This is a genomic window from Rhizobium sp. LEGMi-198b (assembly GCF_054114205.1).
In genome coordinates this window covers 54372-68473 of record NZ_JBSYVH010000011.1, presented here as the reverse complement: position 1 = coordinate 68473, position 14102 = coordinate 54372, and the positions used below count along the sequence as shown (strand labels likewise).

14 protein-coding genes and 1 tRNA gene are annotated in these 14102 nt (G+C 58.2%); 6 read left to right on the top strand and 9 right to left on the bottom strand.

The genetic code is table 11. The annotated features are described in order from the left end of the window. Nucleotides 1-24: 24 nt before the first annotated feature. Nucleotides 25-2013, top strand: a complete 1989-nt coding sequence (locus ACXHXG_RS29945; protein WP_285167095.1) for a bifunctional 2',3'-cyclic-nucleotide 2'-phosphodiesterase/3'-nucleotidase — start codon at nt 25-27, stop codon at nt 2011-2013. Between the two features lie 35 nt (nt 2014-2048). On the opposite strand, the gene ACXHXG_RS29940 is transcribed toward ACXHXG_RS29945, so the two are convergent. After that, nucleotides 2049-3017 carry a LysR family transcriptional regulator gene (locus ACXHXG_RS29940; RefSeq protein ID WP_283050140.1) on the bottom strand — a complete coding sequence of 323 codons (969 nt, stop codon included), beginning with the start codon at nt 3015-3017 and terminating at the stop codon, nt 2049-2051. A 136-nt stretch (nt 3018-3153) separates the two neighbouring features. Here ACXHXG_RS29940 and ACXHXG_RS29935 point away from each other — a divergent pair, with 136 nt between their 5' ends. After that, nucleotides 3154-3768, top strand: coding sequence for an FMN-dependent NADH-azoreductase (locus ACXHXG_RS29935; RefSeq protein ID WP_457901636.1), 615 nt, complete (start codon nt 3154-3156; stop codon nt 3766-3768). A 57-nt stretch (nt 3769-3825) separates the two neighbouring features. Here ACXHXG_RS29935 and ACXHXG_RS29930 read toward each other — a convergent pair whose 3' ends face one another. Beyond that, the gene (locus tag ACXHXG_RS29930) at nt 3826-4413 is read right to left on the bottom strand and encodes a TetR/AcrR family transcriptional regulator (RefSeq protein ID WP_457901635.1); all 588 of its coding nucleotides are present in this window, start codon (nt 4411-4413) and stop codon (nt 3826-3828) included. A gap of 106 nt (nt 4414-4519) precedes the next feature. Between ACXHXG_RS29930 and ACXHXG_RS29925 the strand changes: the two genes are divergently transcribed. Then, complete coding sequence (locus tag ACXHXG_RS29925; RefSeq protein WP_104822894.1) at nt 4520-5296, top strand: SDR family NAD(P)-dependent oxidoreductase; 777 nt, start codon at nt 4520-4522, stop codon at nt 5294-5296. Between the two features lie 185 nt (nt 5297-5481). Here ACXHXG_RS29925 and ACXHXG_RS29920 read toward each other — a convergent pair whose 3' ends face one another. The 3 genes from ACXHXG_RS29920 to ilvA all read right to left on the bottom strand — a co-directional run bounded on the left by ACXHXG_RS29920 (nt 5482) and on the right by ilvA (nt 9362). Further along, complete coding sequence (locus ACXHXG_RS29920) at nt 5482-7488, bottom strand: ABC transporter ATP-binding protein/permease (protein ID WP_457901634.1); 2007 nt, start codon at nt 7486-7488, stop codon at nt 5482-5484. Between the two features lie 247 nt (nt 7489-7735). Continuing rightward, on the bottom strand, nt 7736-8074 hold the full coding sequence (locus tag ACXHXG_RS29915) for an HlyU family transcriptional regulator (RefSeq protein ID WP_104822891.1): 339 nt from the start codon (nt 8072-8074) through the stop codon (nt 7736-7738). Between the two features lie 37 nt (nt 8075-8111). After that, nucleotides 8112-9362, bottom strand: a complete 1251-nt coding sequence (gene ilvA, locus ACXHXG_RS29910; RefSeq protein ID WP_457901633.1) for a threonine ammonia-lyase — start codon at nt 9360-9362, stop codon at nt 8112-8114. A 448-nt stretch (nt 9363-9810) separates the two neighbouring features. Between ilvA and ACXHXG_RS29905 the strand changes: the two genes are divergently transcribed. The 3 genes from ACXHXG_RS29905 to ACXHXG_RS29895 all read left to right on the top strand — a co-directional run bounded on the left by ACXHXG_RS29905 (nt 9811) and on the right by ACXHXG_RS29895 (nt 11582). Next, nucleotides 9811-9895, top strand: a tRNA-Leu gene (locus tag ACXHXG_RS29905). A 242-nt stretch (nt 9896-10137) separates the two neighbouring features. Further along, nucleotides 10138-10512: a Rap1a/Tai family immunity protein gene (locus ACXHXG_RS29900; RefSeq protein WP_457901632.1), complete on the top strand. Its 375-nt coding sequence runs from the start codon at nt 10138-10140 to the stop codon at nt 10510-10512. Next, nucleotides 10509-11582 (top strand): hypothetical protein, encoded by a 1074-nt coding sequence (locus ACXHXG_RS29895; RefSeq protein WP_457901631.1) that lies wholly within the window; start codon nt 10509-10511, stop codon nt 11580-11582. The genes ACXHXG_RS29900 and ACXHXG_RS29895 overlap by 4 nt, the downstream gene beginning before the upstream one ends. A gap of 141 nt (nt 11583-11723) precedes the next feature. Here ACXHXG_RS29895 and ACXHXG_RS29890 read toward each other — a convergent pair whose 3' ends face one another. From ACXHXG_RS29890 to ACXHXG_RS29875, 4 genes are all read right to left on the bottom strand, one after another. Continuing rightward, a complete protein-coding gene (locus ACXHXG_RS29890) occupies nt 11724-12329 on the bottom strand; it encodes a hypothetical protein (protein ID WP_457901630.1) in 606 nt (201 codons plus the stop codon). Continuing rightward, nucleotides 12326-12673 carry a Rap1a/Tai family immunity protein gene (locus ACXHXG_RS29885; RefSeq protein WP_457901629.1) on the bottom strand — a complete coding sequence of 116 codons (348 nt, stop codon included), beginning with the start codon at nt 12671-12673 and terminating at the stop codon, nt 12326-12328. Before ACXHXG_RS29885 ends, ACXHXG_RS29890 begins: the two co-directional genes overlap by 4 nt. Nucleotides 12674-12682: 9 nt before the next feature. Continuing rightward, nucleotides 12683-13021 carry a hypothetical protein gene (locus ACXHXG_RS29880; protein WP_457901628.1) on the bottom strand — a complete coding sequence of 113 codons (339 nt, stop codon included), beginning with the start codon at nt 13019-13021 and terminating at the stop codon, nt 12683-12685. A gap of 293 nt (nt 13022-13314) precedes the next feature. Further along, nucleotides 13315-14004 (bottom strand): recombinase family protein, encoded by a 690-nt coding sequence (locus ACXHXG_RS29875; protein WP_457901627.1) that lies wholly within the window; start codon nt 14002-14004, stop codon nt 13315-13317. Between the last annotated feature and the right edge of the window lie 98 nt (nt 14005-14102).

The window sequence follows — 14102 nt, the reverse complement described above, 5'->3', positions numbered from 1 at the left end:
GATTCATTGTTGAAGGAGTGTTTCATGTCTTCCATTCTGGAATTGCCCAGCATGTCGCGCCGTTCTTTGCTGCAGGGCCTCAGCGCCACCGCCGCGCTGATCGTGCTGCATCCATTTGCCGCCCGCGCCGCCGGCAATCAGGCGCATCTGCGTCTCATGGAAACGACGGACATTCACGTCAACGTCTTCCCCTACGACTATTACGCCGACAAGCCGAACGACACGATGGGTCTGTCGCGCACGGCAACGATCATCGACAACATCCGTGCCGAGGCCACCAATTCGCTGCTGATCGACAATGGTGACGTGCTCCAGGGCAATCCGATGGGCGACTACATGGCCTATCAGCACGGCATGAAGGACGGCGACGTCCATCCCGTCATCAAGGCAATGAACACGCTCGGCTATGAGGTCGGCACGCTCGGAAATCACGAGTTCAACTATGGCCTCGACTTCATGTTCAAGGTTCTGGGCGGAGCGAATTTCCCCTTCGTCTGCGCCAATCTGACCAAGGGCCAGCTTGCCTCCGACCCGAAGAAGGACGACCTGTTCTTCAAGCCCTATCTGATCCTCGACAAGAAGATCAAAGATGGCGCCGGCAATGAGAACACGATCAAGATCGGCTTCATCGGCTTCGTGCCGCCGCAGATCATGCTCTGGGACATCAAGAACCTTGAAGGCAAGGCACAGACGCGCGACATCGTCGAGGCTGCCAAGGCCTGGGTACCCGTCATGAAGGAAGAAGGCGCCGACATCATCATCGCCCTCTCGCATTCCGGCATCGACGGCAGCGGCCCGAGCGACAAGATGGAAAACGCCTCGCTCTACGTTGCGGCAGTTGACGGCATCGATGCCGTCTTCACCGGCCACCAGCATCTCGTCTTCCCTGGCCCGAAGACCTGGGACGGTATCAAGGGCGCCGATCCGGTGAAGGGCACGCTGCACGGCAAGCCCGCCGTCATGGCCGGCTTCTGGGGCTCGCATCTCGGTCTGATCGACCTGCTGCTCGAAAAGGACGGCAAGAGCTGGAAGATCGTCGATTTCACCTCCGAGGCACGGCCGATCTATCACCGCGACGACAAGAAGAAAGTCATCGCCGATGTCGCCGACAAGAAGGAAGTGGTGGAAGCGGCAAAGGCCGAGCATGAGGCGACGCTGACCTATGTCCGCACGCCCGTCGGCAAGACCTCTGCGCCGCTTTATTCGTATTTTGCTCTCGTCGCCGACGATCCGTCGGTGCAGATCGTGAGCCAGGCGCAGGTCTGGTACATCAAGAACATGCTGAAGGAGACACAGTATAAGGATCTGCCGGTGCTTTCGGCGGCTGCGCCCTTCAAATGCGGCGGCCGCAACGGCGCCGACTATTATACCGACGTTCCCGCCGGCAATATCGCCATCAAAAACGTCGCCGACCTCTACCTCTATCCAAATACGGTGCAGGCGGTCGTCATCAACGGCGCGCAGGTCAAGAACTGGCTGGAAATGTCCGCAGCGATGTTCAATCAGGTCCAACCGGGCGCCAAGGATGCGGATCTGATCAACAATAGTTTCCCGTCCTATAACTTCGACGTCATCGACGGTGTCACCTACCAGATCGACCTCTCGCAGCCGCGCCGCTTCGGCGATGACGGCAAGGTCTTGAATGCCGACGCAAATCGCATCCGGAACCTGCAGTTCGACGGAAAACCGATCGATCCGGCTCAGAAATTCCTGGTCGTCAGCAACAACTACCGCGCCGGCGGTGGTGGCAACTTCCCGGAAATCGCTTCGGATAAGGTCGTCTATCAGGCTCCGGATACTAACCGCGACGTTATCGTCCGCTATGTCCATGACCAGGGCACGATCAATCCGACCGCTGACGGCAACTGGACCTTCAAGCCGCTGCCGGGCACGACCGTTCTGTTCCAGAGCTCACCGAAGGCTAAGGATTTCCTCGCTGATGTGAAGAGCGTGAAGATCGAGGACGCCGGCGAAGGTGTCGACGGCTTCCGCAATTACCGGCTGGTACTCTGATTCCGTTGACCCTCCCCCCGCGCGGGGGAGGGTTTTCATTCCGCCGCCAACGGCTTCTCGTTCGGATGAAACATTTCGACGGCCGCCTTGAAATCCGCCTGGTTCGGGCATCGCGAAAGGCGCGAACTGAAAGCTTCGATCATCCAGGCAGCGGCGGGACCGGGAGGACTGGCAAGCTTGTGGACGGCGTAGATCGGATATTCGCTCTGGTCGTACGCATCGAGGGCCAGAGGCACCAACCGTCCCTTCTGTAGGTCTTCCATGATGAGCGAAGCCGGCAGCCCGCCCCAGCCGAGGCCGCCGCGCATCAATTGATGCTTGGTCGCGATATCGCTGACATGCCAGATCTTGTAGGAGAGGACGTTGAAATCTTTGCCACTCGTGAGACCGGAGGCATCGGTAACGACCAATTGCACCTCCTCCCGCACATCGGCAAGCGTCAACGGCCTCCCAATCTGAGCGAGTGGATGATGGGGCGACGCGACCGGAAGCATGAAGGAGTGGCCGATACGCTCGACGACCAGCGAATCATCCTTCTTGAACACCGCGCCACCAATACCGATCGTAGACTTACCGCTGGCGACGAGTTCCATCATCGTGCCGAGTTCGCCGGTGTCGAGCCGAAGCGAGACGAGCGGGAAGCGCTCGCGAAACTCGCTCAACACGTCGACGGTGGCATGTATCGGCACCATGACGCTGATGGCCACCGCCACTTCCGATTCAAGTCCCGCCTTCAAACCTTTGACGCGCGCACGCATCACTTCGAGATCGCCGAGAATACGACGCGCATCTTCCAGCATAGCTTTGCCCGCGTCCGTCAATGTTGGCTGACGGGAGCCGGAACGCTCGAATAGCGGTACCTCGAGCTGGGCCTCGAGATTGGCAATCGTGTAGCTGATGACCGATTGCGCACGGTTTAAGGTTCGCGATGCGGCGGAAAAGCTGCCGGATTCGGCAACGGTGAGAAAGACCTGCAACTGGTCGAGGGTCGGATTGGGAAGCATGGGCCATCCATTCTATCGATAATTCCAATCCATATTATCACAGTTTTTTCGATGGCACTGCAGACTTATTTCTTTTCTCGAACGATGGCTGGCCTCCCTGCCTGGCTCTCGCAACTCATTGAAAAGGAACACGACCATGTCCTCTATTCTGCTTTTGACGTCCAGCCCGCGCAGCGACTCGCTTTCCACCAAGATCGCCAGCGAGCTTGCCGACAAGATCAAGGCCCAGAACCCGGGCAAGACGATCGTCCATCGCAATCTGGCCGCTGCGCCGCTGCCGCATATCGATGAACTCTTCACTGCCGCCATCCGCACCCCGGCCGAGGCTCGCACGCCCGAGCAGACCGAAGCCGTCAAGGTTTCCGACCAACTGGTGGACGAGCTGCTTGCCGCCGACACCGTCGTCATCGGCACCGGCCTCATCAACTTCAACATCTATTCGTCGCTGAAGGCCTGGATCGACAACATCGCCCGCGCCGGCCGCACCTTCACCTACACCGAAACCGGCCCGAAGGGTCTGGTGACCGGCAAGAAGGCTTATATTGTGCTCGCTTCCGGCGGCGTCTATTCCGAAGGTCCGGCTGCCCCGCTCAATCATGCCGTTCCCTATCTGAAGTCGGTTCTCGGCTTCATCGGCATCACCGAAGTCGAGACCGTCTATGTCGAAGGCCTTGCCTTCGGTCCGGAAGCCGCTGAAAAGGCGATCGGCGCTGCCCAGGCCCGCGCAACCGAACTGGCACTTGCCGCGTAAGCTTTCAAAACAATCGTAATTCCCTGCGAGCGGCCGGTCCCCCACCGGCCGCATTTTTTATTTCCGGCCGTCTGTCGCCAGTTCCTTCAAGAAGCTCTTCGCAGCCTCCAGAATTTCACGGGAGAGCTCTTCGTCGTTTGCGATGCGCGCAAGGCCGACCGCGCCGCTCATCAAGCATGAGGCGACAATGGCATTGCGCCGCATCTCCGCGGCATCCTGGTGCGGCAGGCGCGCGGCCATCGTTTCGAAGTTTTTCCGTATCCCTTCCGTTGCAATGGTTCGCACGGCATCGCCGCTGCGCGCGATATCGGCCGTCAACGCTGCATAGGCACAGCCTTCGCCGCGGTGGTCGCGATGTAGCGTGCTGAGATAATCGTCGGCATAGTCCTCCAGAGAAATATCCGCCGGATCGATCCCCTTCCCCTCCAATTGCCGCCGCCACGATTCCACCGCTGCCTGGACGGCTTCAGCGACGAGTTCGTCACGGGAGGCGAAATGCTTGTAGAATCCGCCGACCGTCAGGCCGGCTTCCTTCATCAGATCGGCAACGCCAATACCCTCCAGCCCCTCCTCCCGCAGGCGCTTGGCGGCAAGTGTCACGATGCGCTCATGCGTCTTCTGCTTCTCCAACTGAGAATGACCCATCGAAAAATCTCCTCGATCTACCTTGACAAATGTAGATTATGATCATAATCCTTATAGAGAACGATCATAATCCAGATCGTGATCAAAGCCAATAGGAGCTACGAACATGCGTCTCAAGAACAAGGTTGCCATCATCACAGGTGGGAACAGCGGCATCGGGCTGGCCACCGCCCGCCTCTTCCTCGCCGAAGGCGCCAAGGTCGCCATCACCGGCCGCAATCCACAGACCCTTGCCGCCGCCGTTGAAGAGCTTGGCGGCGACGTGCTGGCACTGCAGGTCGATGTCACCGACGTTGCAGCCACCGAGAAAGCTTTCGCCGACGCGGCTCAGAAGCTCGGCAATTTCGACATCGTCTTCGCCAATGCGGGGATTGCCGGCGAAACCGCCGTTGGAAGGACCACGCTTGAGCAGTTCGAGACGGTGGTGCGCACCAACTTCACCGCCGTCTTCTTTACGGTGCAGGCTGCGTTGCCGCATCTGAACGACGGCGCCTCGGTGATCCTGAACGGTTCCGTGCACGCTGTTCTCGGCATCCCCGGCTACTCCGCCTATGCCGGCACCAAGGGTGCCGTCCGCGCCATGACCCGCAACCTGGCATCCGAACTCGCCCCGCGCGGCATCCGCGTCAACCAGGTCACGCCCGGCGCCACCAAGACGCCGATCTGGAACACACGGGCGATGACGGAAGATGCCAAGGATGCCCTGGAAGCCCGTTTCGGTAGCCTGAGCCCGCTTGGCCGCATGAGCGAAGCCGACGAGATCGCCAACGCTGCCCTCTATTTCGCATCGGACGATTCCCGGAACGTCACGGCGATCGAAATCACCGTCGACGGCGGCGCGACCAGCGCTCCCTCGGGTGCCAAGCTTTTCCGCACGGCGTAAATGGATCGGAGAAAGCAAGGCCTGTATTCGACCACTGGTAATTGCTGTCGCAGAAAATCGGTCGCGGAACTCAAAGTTATGCGACCGACTTTTTGACAAAAGCCCTTCCATGCTTCGAGCACGCGACAGGCACTTCCTCCACCTGAGCCTCGCCCAAGCCTTTGGGACACCCAACCAGGCGGACTTCAATTTTTATTCGAAGACGATGCCGTTTTGCTTGAAGTCGCTTTGCCTTTCGGGAGGGAGCGCGGGTTCTCCAAAAGGCGCAAAAGCACATTCGGTCTTCTTGCCCGCTGGACAAGATCGATATCGCTCACAAGCTTTGCACCGCCCTCGCGCCGCTCCAACGTGATCTTGCGGCTATGGAAGACTTCCAGCTCGGCGCGGTGCGCCACGCTGATGATTGTGACCTTCGGCAATTCCTCGATCACCGTCTCCATCATCTTGTCCTGACTCTTCTCATCGAGTGCTGACGTTGCTTCATCCAGCACGATGATATCGGGATTGTGCAGCAGGAGACGCGCAAAGGCGAGCCGCTGCTTTTCGCCGCCCGACAACGTCTGGTCCCATGGCGCTTCTTCCTCGATCTTCTCGTTCAGATAATCGAGTCCCACCTTGTCGAGGGCCGCCTTGATCTCATCCAGCGTCCAGCTATCGGCGGCGCTAGGATAGGCGACGGCGCGGCGAAGCGTCCCGGAAGGGATGTAAGGCCGCTGCGGCAACATGAACAGCCGTCTGTCGGCGTGGAAATCGACGCTGCCGTCACCCCACGGCCAGAGACCTGCGATGGCCCGCACCAGCGTGCTCTTGCCTGAGCCGGATTCTCCGGCCACCAGCACCCGCTCGCCCGGTTCGATCACGACCTGTGTTTCCTTGACCACGGCGGTGCCGTCGTCAAGCGACACGGAGAGATCGTTCAGGCTGACCATCGCATCGCCCTCAGTTTCGCCGTGCTTGATGCGTCCCAAAGCGTCGCTCTGCTCCGCGCGCTCGAGCCCGTCAAGCGACACCATCAGCGAAGCGACGCGCCGTGCGCAGGCGTTCCAATCGGCGAGACGGGGGTAGTTGTCGACCAGCCATCCGAACGCGCTCTGAACAATGGCGAAGGCAGAGGCAGCCTGCATGACCTGCCCAAGGGTCATGCTGCCTTCAAGAAACTTTGGAGCGCAAAGCAAAATCGGCACGACGGGCGCAAACAGGCTCGACCCCTGCGACACAAGCGTCGTACGCATGTGCTGGCGGGCAAGGAGCGCCCATTGCCCGAGCACATTGGCGAAGGTCTTGTCGAGGTCGCTACGCTCCTCCTCCTCACCGCCGAGTAATGCGATGCTCTCGCCGTTTTCCCGCACATGTGTCAGCGTGTAGCGAAATTCGGCTTCCGCCTGATTTTTGACCTCGGAAACGTGGACGAAATAGCGGCCGATGATCGCCATAGAGCTGGACGTGATCGCGGCGTAGAGGACCGCGGTGACGACGAGAAAGCCGGGAATAGTGACCGTCGTAGCGGCGATCGTCAGGGTCAGGGCACCGCCGATCGTCCAGAGCACCACGATGAAGGTCGAGGCCGATAGAAATGCGGAAATGACGCCGGCGATGAAATCGACGGGGGATTCCGTGGCAATCCGCAAATCTTCCGAGATGCGCGCTTCGGGGTTCTTGTGGTCGCCGCCGATGAGGTTCAACTGATAGTAACGGCCGTTTGCGAGCCAGCGCGCGATGACTGCGGTCGTCAGCCAGGAACGCCAGCGGCGCTGAATCGCCATCCGAAGGAAGACTTGTGTAACGACGAGGGTCATGCTTCCCAACGCGAGTGGCAGGAATACGGCGCTCAGAAAATAGACGGTGCTGGCATTGCGTTGCTCTATGGCGTCGAAAATTGCGCGATTCCAGATATTAATTCCATACTGGAAGCCGACATTCATGCCGATCAGGGCCAATAGCACGATCGTGCACGGCCAAGAGAGCCGGTCGCCGCCGCGGCCCCAGTAACCACGCGCGCTGATCCAGAAGCGCCTCAGCAAATACCGCTTGCGCGCCTGCTCGGCCTCCTCAGGCGTGAGCTCTGGATCTGGTTCGATCACATCTGGCGGCGGCGCGACCTCGACGGTCGATCCCTCCCCTTGGCGCGACTTCTCGGCACCGTGCGGTTGAGTGCCGTCGACCGATTTCGGATTGATTTTAGCGTCGGTCATAGCGCAACAACGACTTAAAAATCGAAAGGTTTCATGGTGCCGGTGTCGAAGACGAATGGCGGTCGCGGGGGGCTTGTCGAGAAAATCAGTCCGTCGCCACTCGAACGCTTGAGAATGCCGTCAGTCGAATGGAAAAACCGCCCGCAGTGTCTGTGCTGCAAGCGGTTCGACATCAATATCTGCTTTAGTTCCGCATTTCCGATAGGCTAGGCCATCCAGCCTATGTCGTTCGAGCCAGTTCCTGAACTCAGACCTGACGAACCTTTTCGCCGTCGCCGAACAGAGAGGGGCCGTTTTGGTCGATGATCTGCTGCGCCTTGCGGAAGGTCGATTCAAGCGCATCGTCCGACGAGGTGAAAACATCGGCGCGGATGAAATTGCGCACCAGCACCTCGCCGTTCACTTCCTTCTCGATCCGGCCCATCAGGCGGAACTGATTGCCTTCGCGCTGCGGCGTCGCATAGATCGTGCAGCCGTTATGCTCCTGCGGTTCCGCGGTGACGGAGGGACCGCCGGTCTTTTCGGCGCTCGTCGTCGAAGCGCCGCCGGTGAAGATCGAGAAAATATTCGACAAGATCGAAGCCATGAATCGCCTTTAGCATGAAGGACGTGGGGTGGCAAAGTTAAATAATCAGGTTCGCCAGAATGTCGTTCTCGGTGATGTCCTGATAGCCCATGCCGGCACGCTCGAAATTCTCGACCAGTTGCTTGAAATTGTCGGGATGCTTGGTTTCGATACCGATCAGGATGGAACCGAAATTGCGGGCGCTCTTCTTCAGATATTCGAAGCGGGCGATATCGTCGTCCGGACCGAGCAAATTGAGGAAATCGCGTAGCGCGCCGGGACGCTGAGCCAGCCGCAGGATGAAGTATTTCTTCAGCCCGGCATGGCGCATGGCGCGCTCCTTGACATCGGGCAGGCGCTCGAAATCGAAATTGCCGCCGGAGACGACCGCAACGATCGTCTTGCCGCGGATGCTCTCACGGTCCATTTGCTCAAGCGCGGTGATCGCCAGCGCGCCAGCCGGCTCCAGCACGACGCCTTCGACATTCAGCATATCGGTGATCGTCACGCAGATGGCATTTTCCGCAATCAGCATGACCTGCTCCGGCGCAAAACTTCTCAGGGCCGCAAAATTCAGGTCGCCGATGCGACCGACCGCTGCGCCGTCGACGAAATTGTCGACCTTCGCCAGCGTCACCACCTGCCCCGCCTCCATGCTGCGCCTGAGGCTCGGCGCTCCCGCCGGCTCGGCAAAGACGAATGCGTCCTTGGCGAGGCGATCGGCAAAAAAGCCGGTGATACCAGCCGCCAATCCACCGCCGCCGACGGGCAGCACGATGCGGTCGGGCACGACGCCATCCGGCAATTGCTCGGCGATTTCGGCCCCGACCGTCGCCTGCCCCTCGATGATATCGGCATGATCGAACGGCGGCACCATGACGCCGTCAATTTGCTGCACATGGTCGCGCGCTGCCTGGTAGCACTGGTCGAAGAAATCGCCGAACAGCTTTATGGTGATGAATTCGCCGCCGAACATGCGGGTCTTGTCGATCTTCTGCTGCGGCGTCGTCACCGGCATGTAGACCACGCCCGGCACTCCGAAATGGCGGCAGACGAAGGCAAAACCCTGCGCATGATTGCCGGCCGACGCGCAGACGAATGTCTTGCCGGTACCACCTTCGGCAATCACCTTGCGGAAGAAATTGAAGGCGCCGCGGATCTTGTAGGAGCGCACCGGCGTCAGATCCTCGCGCTTTAGCCAGATCTCCGCACCGTAGCGAGCGGAAAGATGCTCGTTCAGTTGCAGCGGCGTTGCGGAAAAAAGGCCACGCATGGCCTCGGTGGCGTCGAGAACATCCTGCTTGTCCACGGTCTTGGTCCGTTCCTGTTCAATCCACCTTCGCTATGACACAGGAAAGATGAGTAAAGAAAGCCTCTTTGTTGCGCTTTCCGACCTGCCCAGGCGACATTGCGACACCACAAATCGACGGCTACGACCATCCAACGCGCAACTGCTGCATTTCGCGCCACCGTGTTACATCCGGTCGCAACGCAAAATCTTCGAATTGACAGGAAGCAAAGGCCCGCCTCCAATGCAAGCCAGCCATCATGATGATGGTCAGAGGCCCGCTCCAATCCGGTTTCCCCGGTGCCGGCGGGCTTCGCTTGTGAGCCACACTCTCAGATATAGGGCGGATGCTGACGCCAGTCCTCATCAAGGTATTCGGCTGATGGGATGCGTTCGCGCTCAGAATTCAAAAATCTGTGTTCCGAAGCTTCCCAAATCAGACCTTGCAAGATATTGAAATCGCGAAAACGCGGACGTGGCGAAATTGGTAGACGCAAGGGACTTAAAATCCCTCACCTTCGGGTATACGGGTTCGACCCCCGTCGTCCGCACCATATTGAAAATATTGAGAAAACTGAGCTACCCCTTCCTCGGCTGAAAATCCCGATAATTCAGCTGGGGGCACAGCAGGGGGCACGGAACGCGGCGGCTCCGAATTTTTGGCAGCCAATTTTACGCCAGCCCATGCGCGGAACCCGGTAAAAAAACTCTGTGGGAGATATCCCCACGCTACCGTAGGTTTCATTGACTTGGCATTTGAATGCAGGCAACGCTTCACGCATCACTGGGGACTGTGATGAAAAAATATCTACTAACAGCTGTGGTCACGGCTGCCATAGCCACTTGGGCTGCCCCGGCCTTTGCGGGACCGTTCACGTTCAACAACGGAAACCAACTGTACCGTTATTGCTTGGGAGAGGATGACCCGGCCACGAAGTCGTCTGATCGAGTGTACTGCATAGGCTACATTGTGGGAGTGGCCGATGCCATGAGCGCCGTGAGGGCTGCTAATGGCGCGAAACCATGCATTCGAGAGGGTATTTCCGTACAGCAACTGGTTGATGTTGTGATCAAGAGCTTACATGACCACCCGGAAAAAAGGGGTGATACGGCTGCTAGTATTGCCGGGGTGGCAATCGCGGATGCCTACTGCCCAGCAGGCGACAAATGAGGAAACAGACGATTTCCATGGTGCTGGCGCTGGTCTGCGCTTGGGGATTTCTCGGTAGGGCCCCCGCTGCTGCTGCCGATGTTGAGGTCGTCGAGTGGCGCGGGCATAAGGTTGTCAGCCTAACCGGCGACATCGATAAAGGGACAGAGCAGAAGCTGGCAGAAAAATTGGCAGAGGTCGCACCGCTGCCTTACGGCTTGCCCGTTCTATTGCTGAATAGCCCCGGCGGTCTCGTTGATGAGGCTTTAAAGATATCGGCTCTCCTTGATGGCAAGCGGGTGCATACGGTCGTTCCAGATGGGGCCAAATGCGCCTCAGCATGCGCGTCCATTGTATTCATCGCGGGGGCAGCTCGAACCGTCGAGGAAGGCGGCTTGCTTGGTCAACATTCCTGCTCACGCGGAGGGGTACCGGACAAGGACTGCAATGAAAAACTAAGCCAGCACGCTGTAGAGCATGGTGTATCCTATGGGAGCATTGCGGCGTTCGTCACATACGTAAGCCCCGAAAATATCCTTTGGTTCAGTCGCGAAGACGCTGAGGGATGGGGCTTGACCAAATACCCCGGCGAAGACCTAAGCGGGTTTGAGAAAAGCGAACCAAGGGTGTTTAAGTTACTGAGCGGAAAAATCCCGCCAGCGCAGTCAGCGTGGCGCATCAACTTTCGAGATGATGGGTATGAGGCATTCGTCAGAACCGTGTCTGATGCCGAGCGCGAGATGCAGCTAAACGTCTTCTGCACAGAAAAAGTGAGCGGGCACCTGTTTCTGAGCATGGAAGTGAATGGCCCAGCCGATGTGGTGCGGGATGCAATTATCGGCACTTCGGTTGTGACCGATAAGGGCGATTGGAAGGATTACCGGCCGTTAGTTCTGCAGCAAACCAAGCAGATAACGGAAATCGTGACAGCAATCCCGACCAAGCAACTAAAAGCCTTCCTAACGAAAGCCGACAGGTTGAGCTTTGGGGTCGCGCTGAAAAAGCCCTACGAGCCGATGATTGCTCAGACATGGTTGGCCAGCAGCAGGAAGGTTCTGATGTTCGCGGCCAATAACTGCACCGATAAATAGGGCAGATTTTGCGGATGCCGGGGGACCCTTTTTGCCCCATGGGGTGGCCTGCCGAAGATGGGCACCGGGGCGTGGCCCAGCCCTGCCGGAGCGGATACGGCCGAAGATGGTTAGAACGGTTGGGTGTTTTCGCTCCCTTGATCACTCGTCAAATGTAAAGGTTTCGGTTCCCAGATTGGTCGTCACATCGACCTGTATTGGATTGCATCCCATCATGTAGATGGCCCTTTGACCGAACGAAAGTGATCCGTTGGGGTCGCGTTTTTCAAATGTTCCGATAGGGGAAGCTCCGGGGCAGTTCCCGCGATTAAATACGACATCCTTAATTTTCAAAGAGTTGAGGCGGTTCGTTATGGTCACGAACCACGATCCGTCTTGGTTTTTCGCGACACTCATGCCGCCTTGGGTATAGGCATCCCATGTGAATGTTTGCGCCCCCTTGTTGGTGTTAACCTGCACCTCGATCGGGTCACACATATAGTGAGCAAATGCCCCGGTCTGCCCGAATGAGACAGAAACAGGCATCGGGATTTTCTCTTGGGAGGGACAGTAGCCGCGATTTACGTCCACCGAATTGATGACCAACCCATCAGTGCGGATTGTCAAATCAAGCTCCCAAAGTAGGTTTTGTCGATCCATTGGCCTCTTATCGATGGTGACTAAATCCGGTTCATCACTTGCAGCGGGTGCGATTGTCAATAAGGCGAATGCGGTCGCGACGACGGCGATAGATAGGGCTTTCTTCATTTGCTTGCCCCCGGACAAAAGGCGTTGAGGATTGCGTTGTTTACAAGGACGGCCGCCGATTGATCCCGGTTTTCTGGGCGTTCGCGTAAGCTCCTCACCACAATATCGGTCACTTGCTGTACGGTCACGCCCAGTCGAATGCATGACTTGCCGCTCGCTTCGAATAGGCTCATCGGATCGACGACACCCGAGATATAGGCGTGGCAGTCTTCCACGTTCAGCGGGTTAATTGCCGAGCGCCAACCATACAATTGGTTTCCGTCAGCAAACCCGGCAAAGGCTGGTGCGGCCGGGATGGCGACGGCCGCGCATGCCAGTGCGGCAAAAATCGGGGTTTTCTTCATTTTCCACCCTCACGGACAAGGCATGATTTTTTGGAAGGCAGAACTGACAACGGCGACGGCGGGAAGTTGATCAGCACTTGCGCCGACCGATGCATCTTCTTTGAGAAACAGATCAATTAAATCCTTGGTCTGTGGCTTCCCATCGGGCGACGGACAAATGATTGGCTTGGCGGAAGCTTTGCCTAATTCGACAAGAGCATAAAACATTTTGTCGACCCATTGACCGCACTGGGGGGAATGGCTTTCGCACATCGTGCGCAATTGGGACGTTGTTAGATTTTCGGCAAATGCCGGGCCTGCAGTCGCAAGGACAAGCGCCGAAGCGGTCGCGAGAATTAAGGGCTTCATGAAAATCTCGTTGCAGTTGGAAATGGATGCAACGATAGCGCGTGGGGGTTAATCGAGCGTCAAAGGCCGAAGACCCAGACCGTTGCTCGAGAATTAATTAGTCATCTCTAATAGTCGACTTTTGAGTGTCCAGTCTGTGTGTTGGGGGGTACCTTTTGCCGTCCCCACCCCCCGCCTGCCGAAGATGGCCCCCCGGAGTGGCGGCCCGTCGAGGCGTGAGGCTTGGCAGGACAAGGGCAACACTAGCCACCGCCATAGTGCCTGCCCTATCCATTGCCCTTTGCTGTCTCTGCCTAACGTTCCAGCATCCGGCTGATGGCGGTTCTGGTGAAGGGCGTTCCAGCGCTTGAGACGTAACCAGCCTTGGCCAGTTCCTCGGCAACATCACCCAGCGAGCGGCGCTTGCCGTTGACCGGGTAGCGGTGCAGCTTCTTGGCCAGTGCGACCATCTCAGCGCCGCCTTCAATCTCGGCATAATTCAATCTGCCGCCGACCTTCCGGCCCGTTTCGCGGCGCTTGCGCTCACGGGCACCTTTCAGCTTTTCGACTAGCATGGCTTTCTCGAATTCGGAGACGGCACCAAGCACTTGCCGGATCAACGTTGCAGTCGGGGTGTCGTCAAGGAAGCTGTCGGGGCTATCGACCGCGATTAGATCGATGCCGCGCGCCTTGAGCATCGCATGGCCGGTCTCCATCACGATGAGGTCGCGGGCGAAGCGGCTGGCTGTCTCGACGAGGATGGTGCGCACGCCATTCGAAAGCAGTCGCTCAAGCATGGCAGAAAAGCCGGGGCGAGCTGTCACCGGATCGGCACCACTAACTGCAGCGTCATAGTACGCGTCGACGATTTCATAGCCTGCCGCCTTGGCAAATGCGTCGATGGCACCCCGTTGCCGCCGCTCGCTGTCTTTGCCCTCCCCGATATTGGCTGCGCTGGACGTTCTGAGATAGGCAACAGCCTTGGTGTTTCCGTTGCTGCTCAAGCTCTTTGCTCCTTTATGTGTGTCAATTGCTTGAGCAATTGATACACAAATGATCAAATCGATGCCAGAGAAATCGAGAAGTGAGTGAAACGCGGCAT

Coding starts and splice junctions, on each gene's coding strand:
- ACXHXG_RS29880 (WP_457901628.1), bottom strand. CDS start 13,021: ATGAAGCCCTTAATTCTCGCGACCGCTTCGGCGCTTGTCCTTGCGACT.
- ACXHXG_RS29930 (WP_457901635.1), bottom strand. CDS start 4,413: ATGGGTCATTCTCAGTTGGAGAAGCAGAAGACGCATGAGCGCATCGTG.
- ACXHXG_RS29935 (WP_457901636.1), top strand. CDS start 3,154: ATGTCCTCTATTCTGCTTTTGACGTCCAGCCCGCGCAGCGACTCGCTT.
- ACXHXG_RS29920 (WP_457901634.1), bottom strand. CDS start 7,488: ATGACCGACGCTAAAATCAATCCGAAATCGGTCGACGGCACTCAACCG.
- ACXHXG_RS29895 (WP_457901631.1), top strand. CDS start 10,509: ATGAGGAAACAGACGATTTCCATGGTGCTGGCGCTGGTCTGCGCTTGG.
- ACXHXG_RS29900 (WP_457901632.1), top strand. CDS start 10,138: ATGAAAAAATATCTACTAACAGCTGTGGTCACGGCTGCCATAGCCACT.
- ACXHXG_RS29890 (WP_457901630.1), bottom strand. CDS start 12,329: ATGAAGAAAGCCCTATCTATCGCCGTCGTCGCGACCGCATTCGCCTTA.
- ACXHXG_RS29915 (WP_104822891.1), bottom strand. CDS start 8,074: ATGGCTTCGATCTTGTCGAATATTTTCTCGATCTTCACCGGCGGCGCT.
- ACXHXG_RS29885 (WP_457901629.1), bottom strand. CDS start 12,673: ATGAAGAAAACCCCGATTTTTGCCGCACTGGCATGCGCGGCCGTCGCC.
- ACXHXG_RS29940 (WP_283050140.1), bottom strand. CDS start 3,017: ATGCTTCCCAATCCGACCCTCGACCAGTTGCAGGTCTTTCTCACCGTT.
- ACXHXG_RS29925 (WP_104822894.1), top strand. CDS start 4,520: ATGCGTCTCAAGAACAAGGTTGCCATCATCACAGGTGGGAACAGCGGC.
- ACXHXG_RS29945 (WP_285167095.1), top strand. CDS start 25: ATGTCTTCCATTCTGGAATTGCCCAGCATGTCGCGCCGTTCTTTGCTG.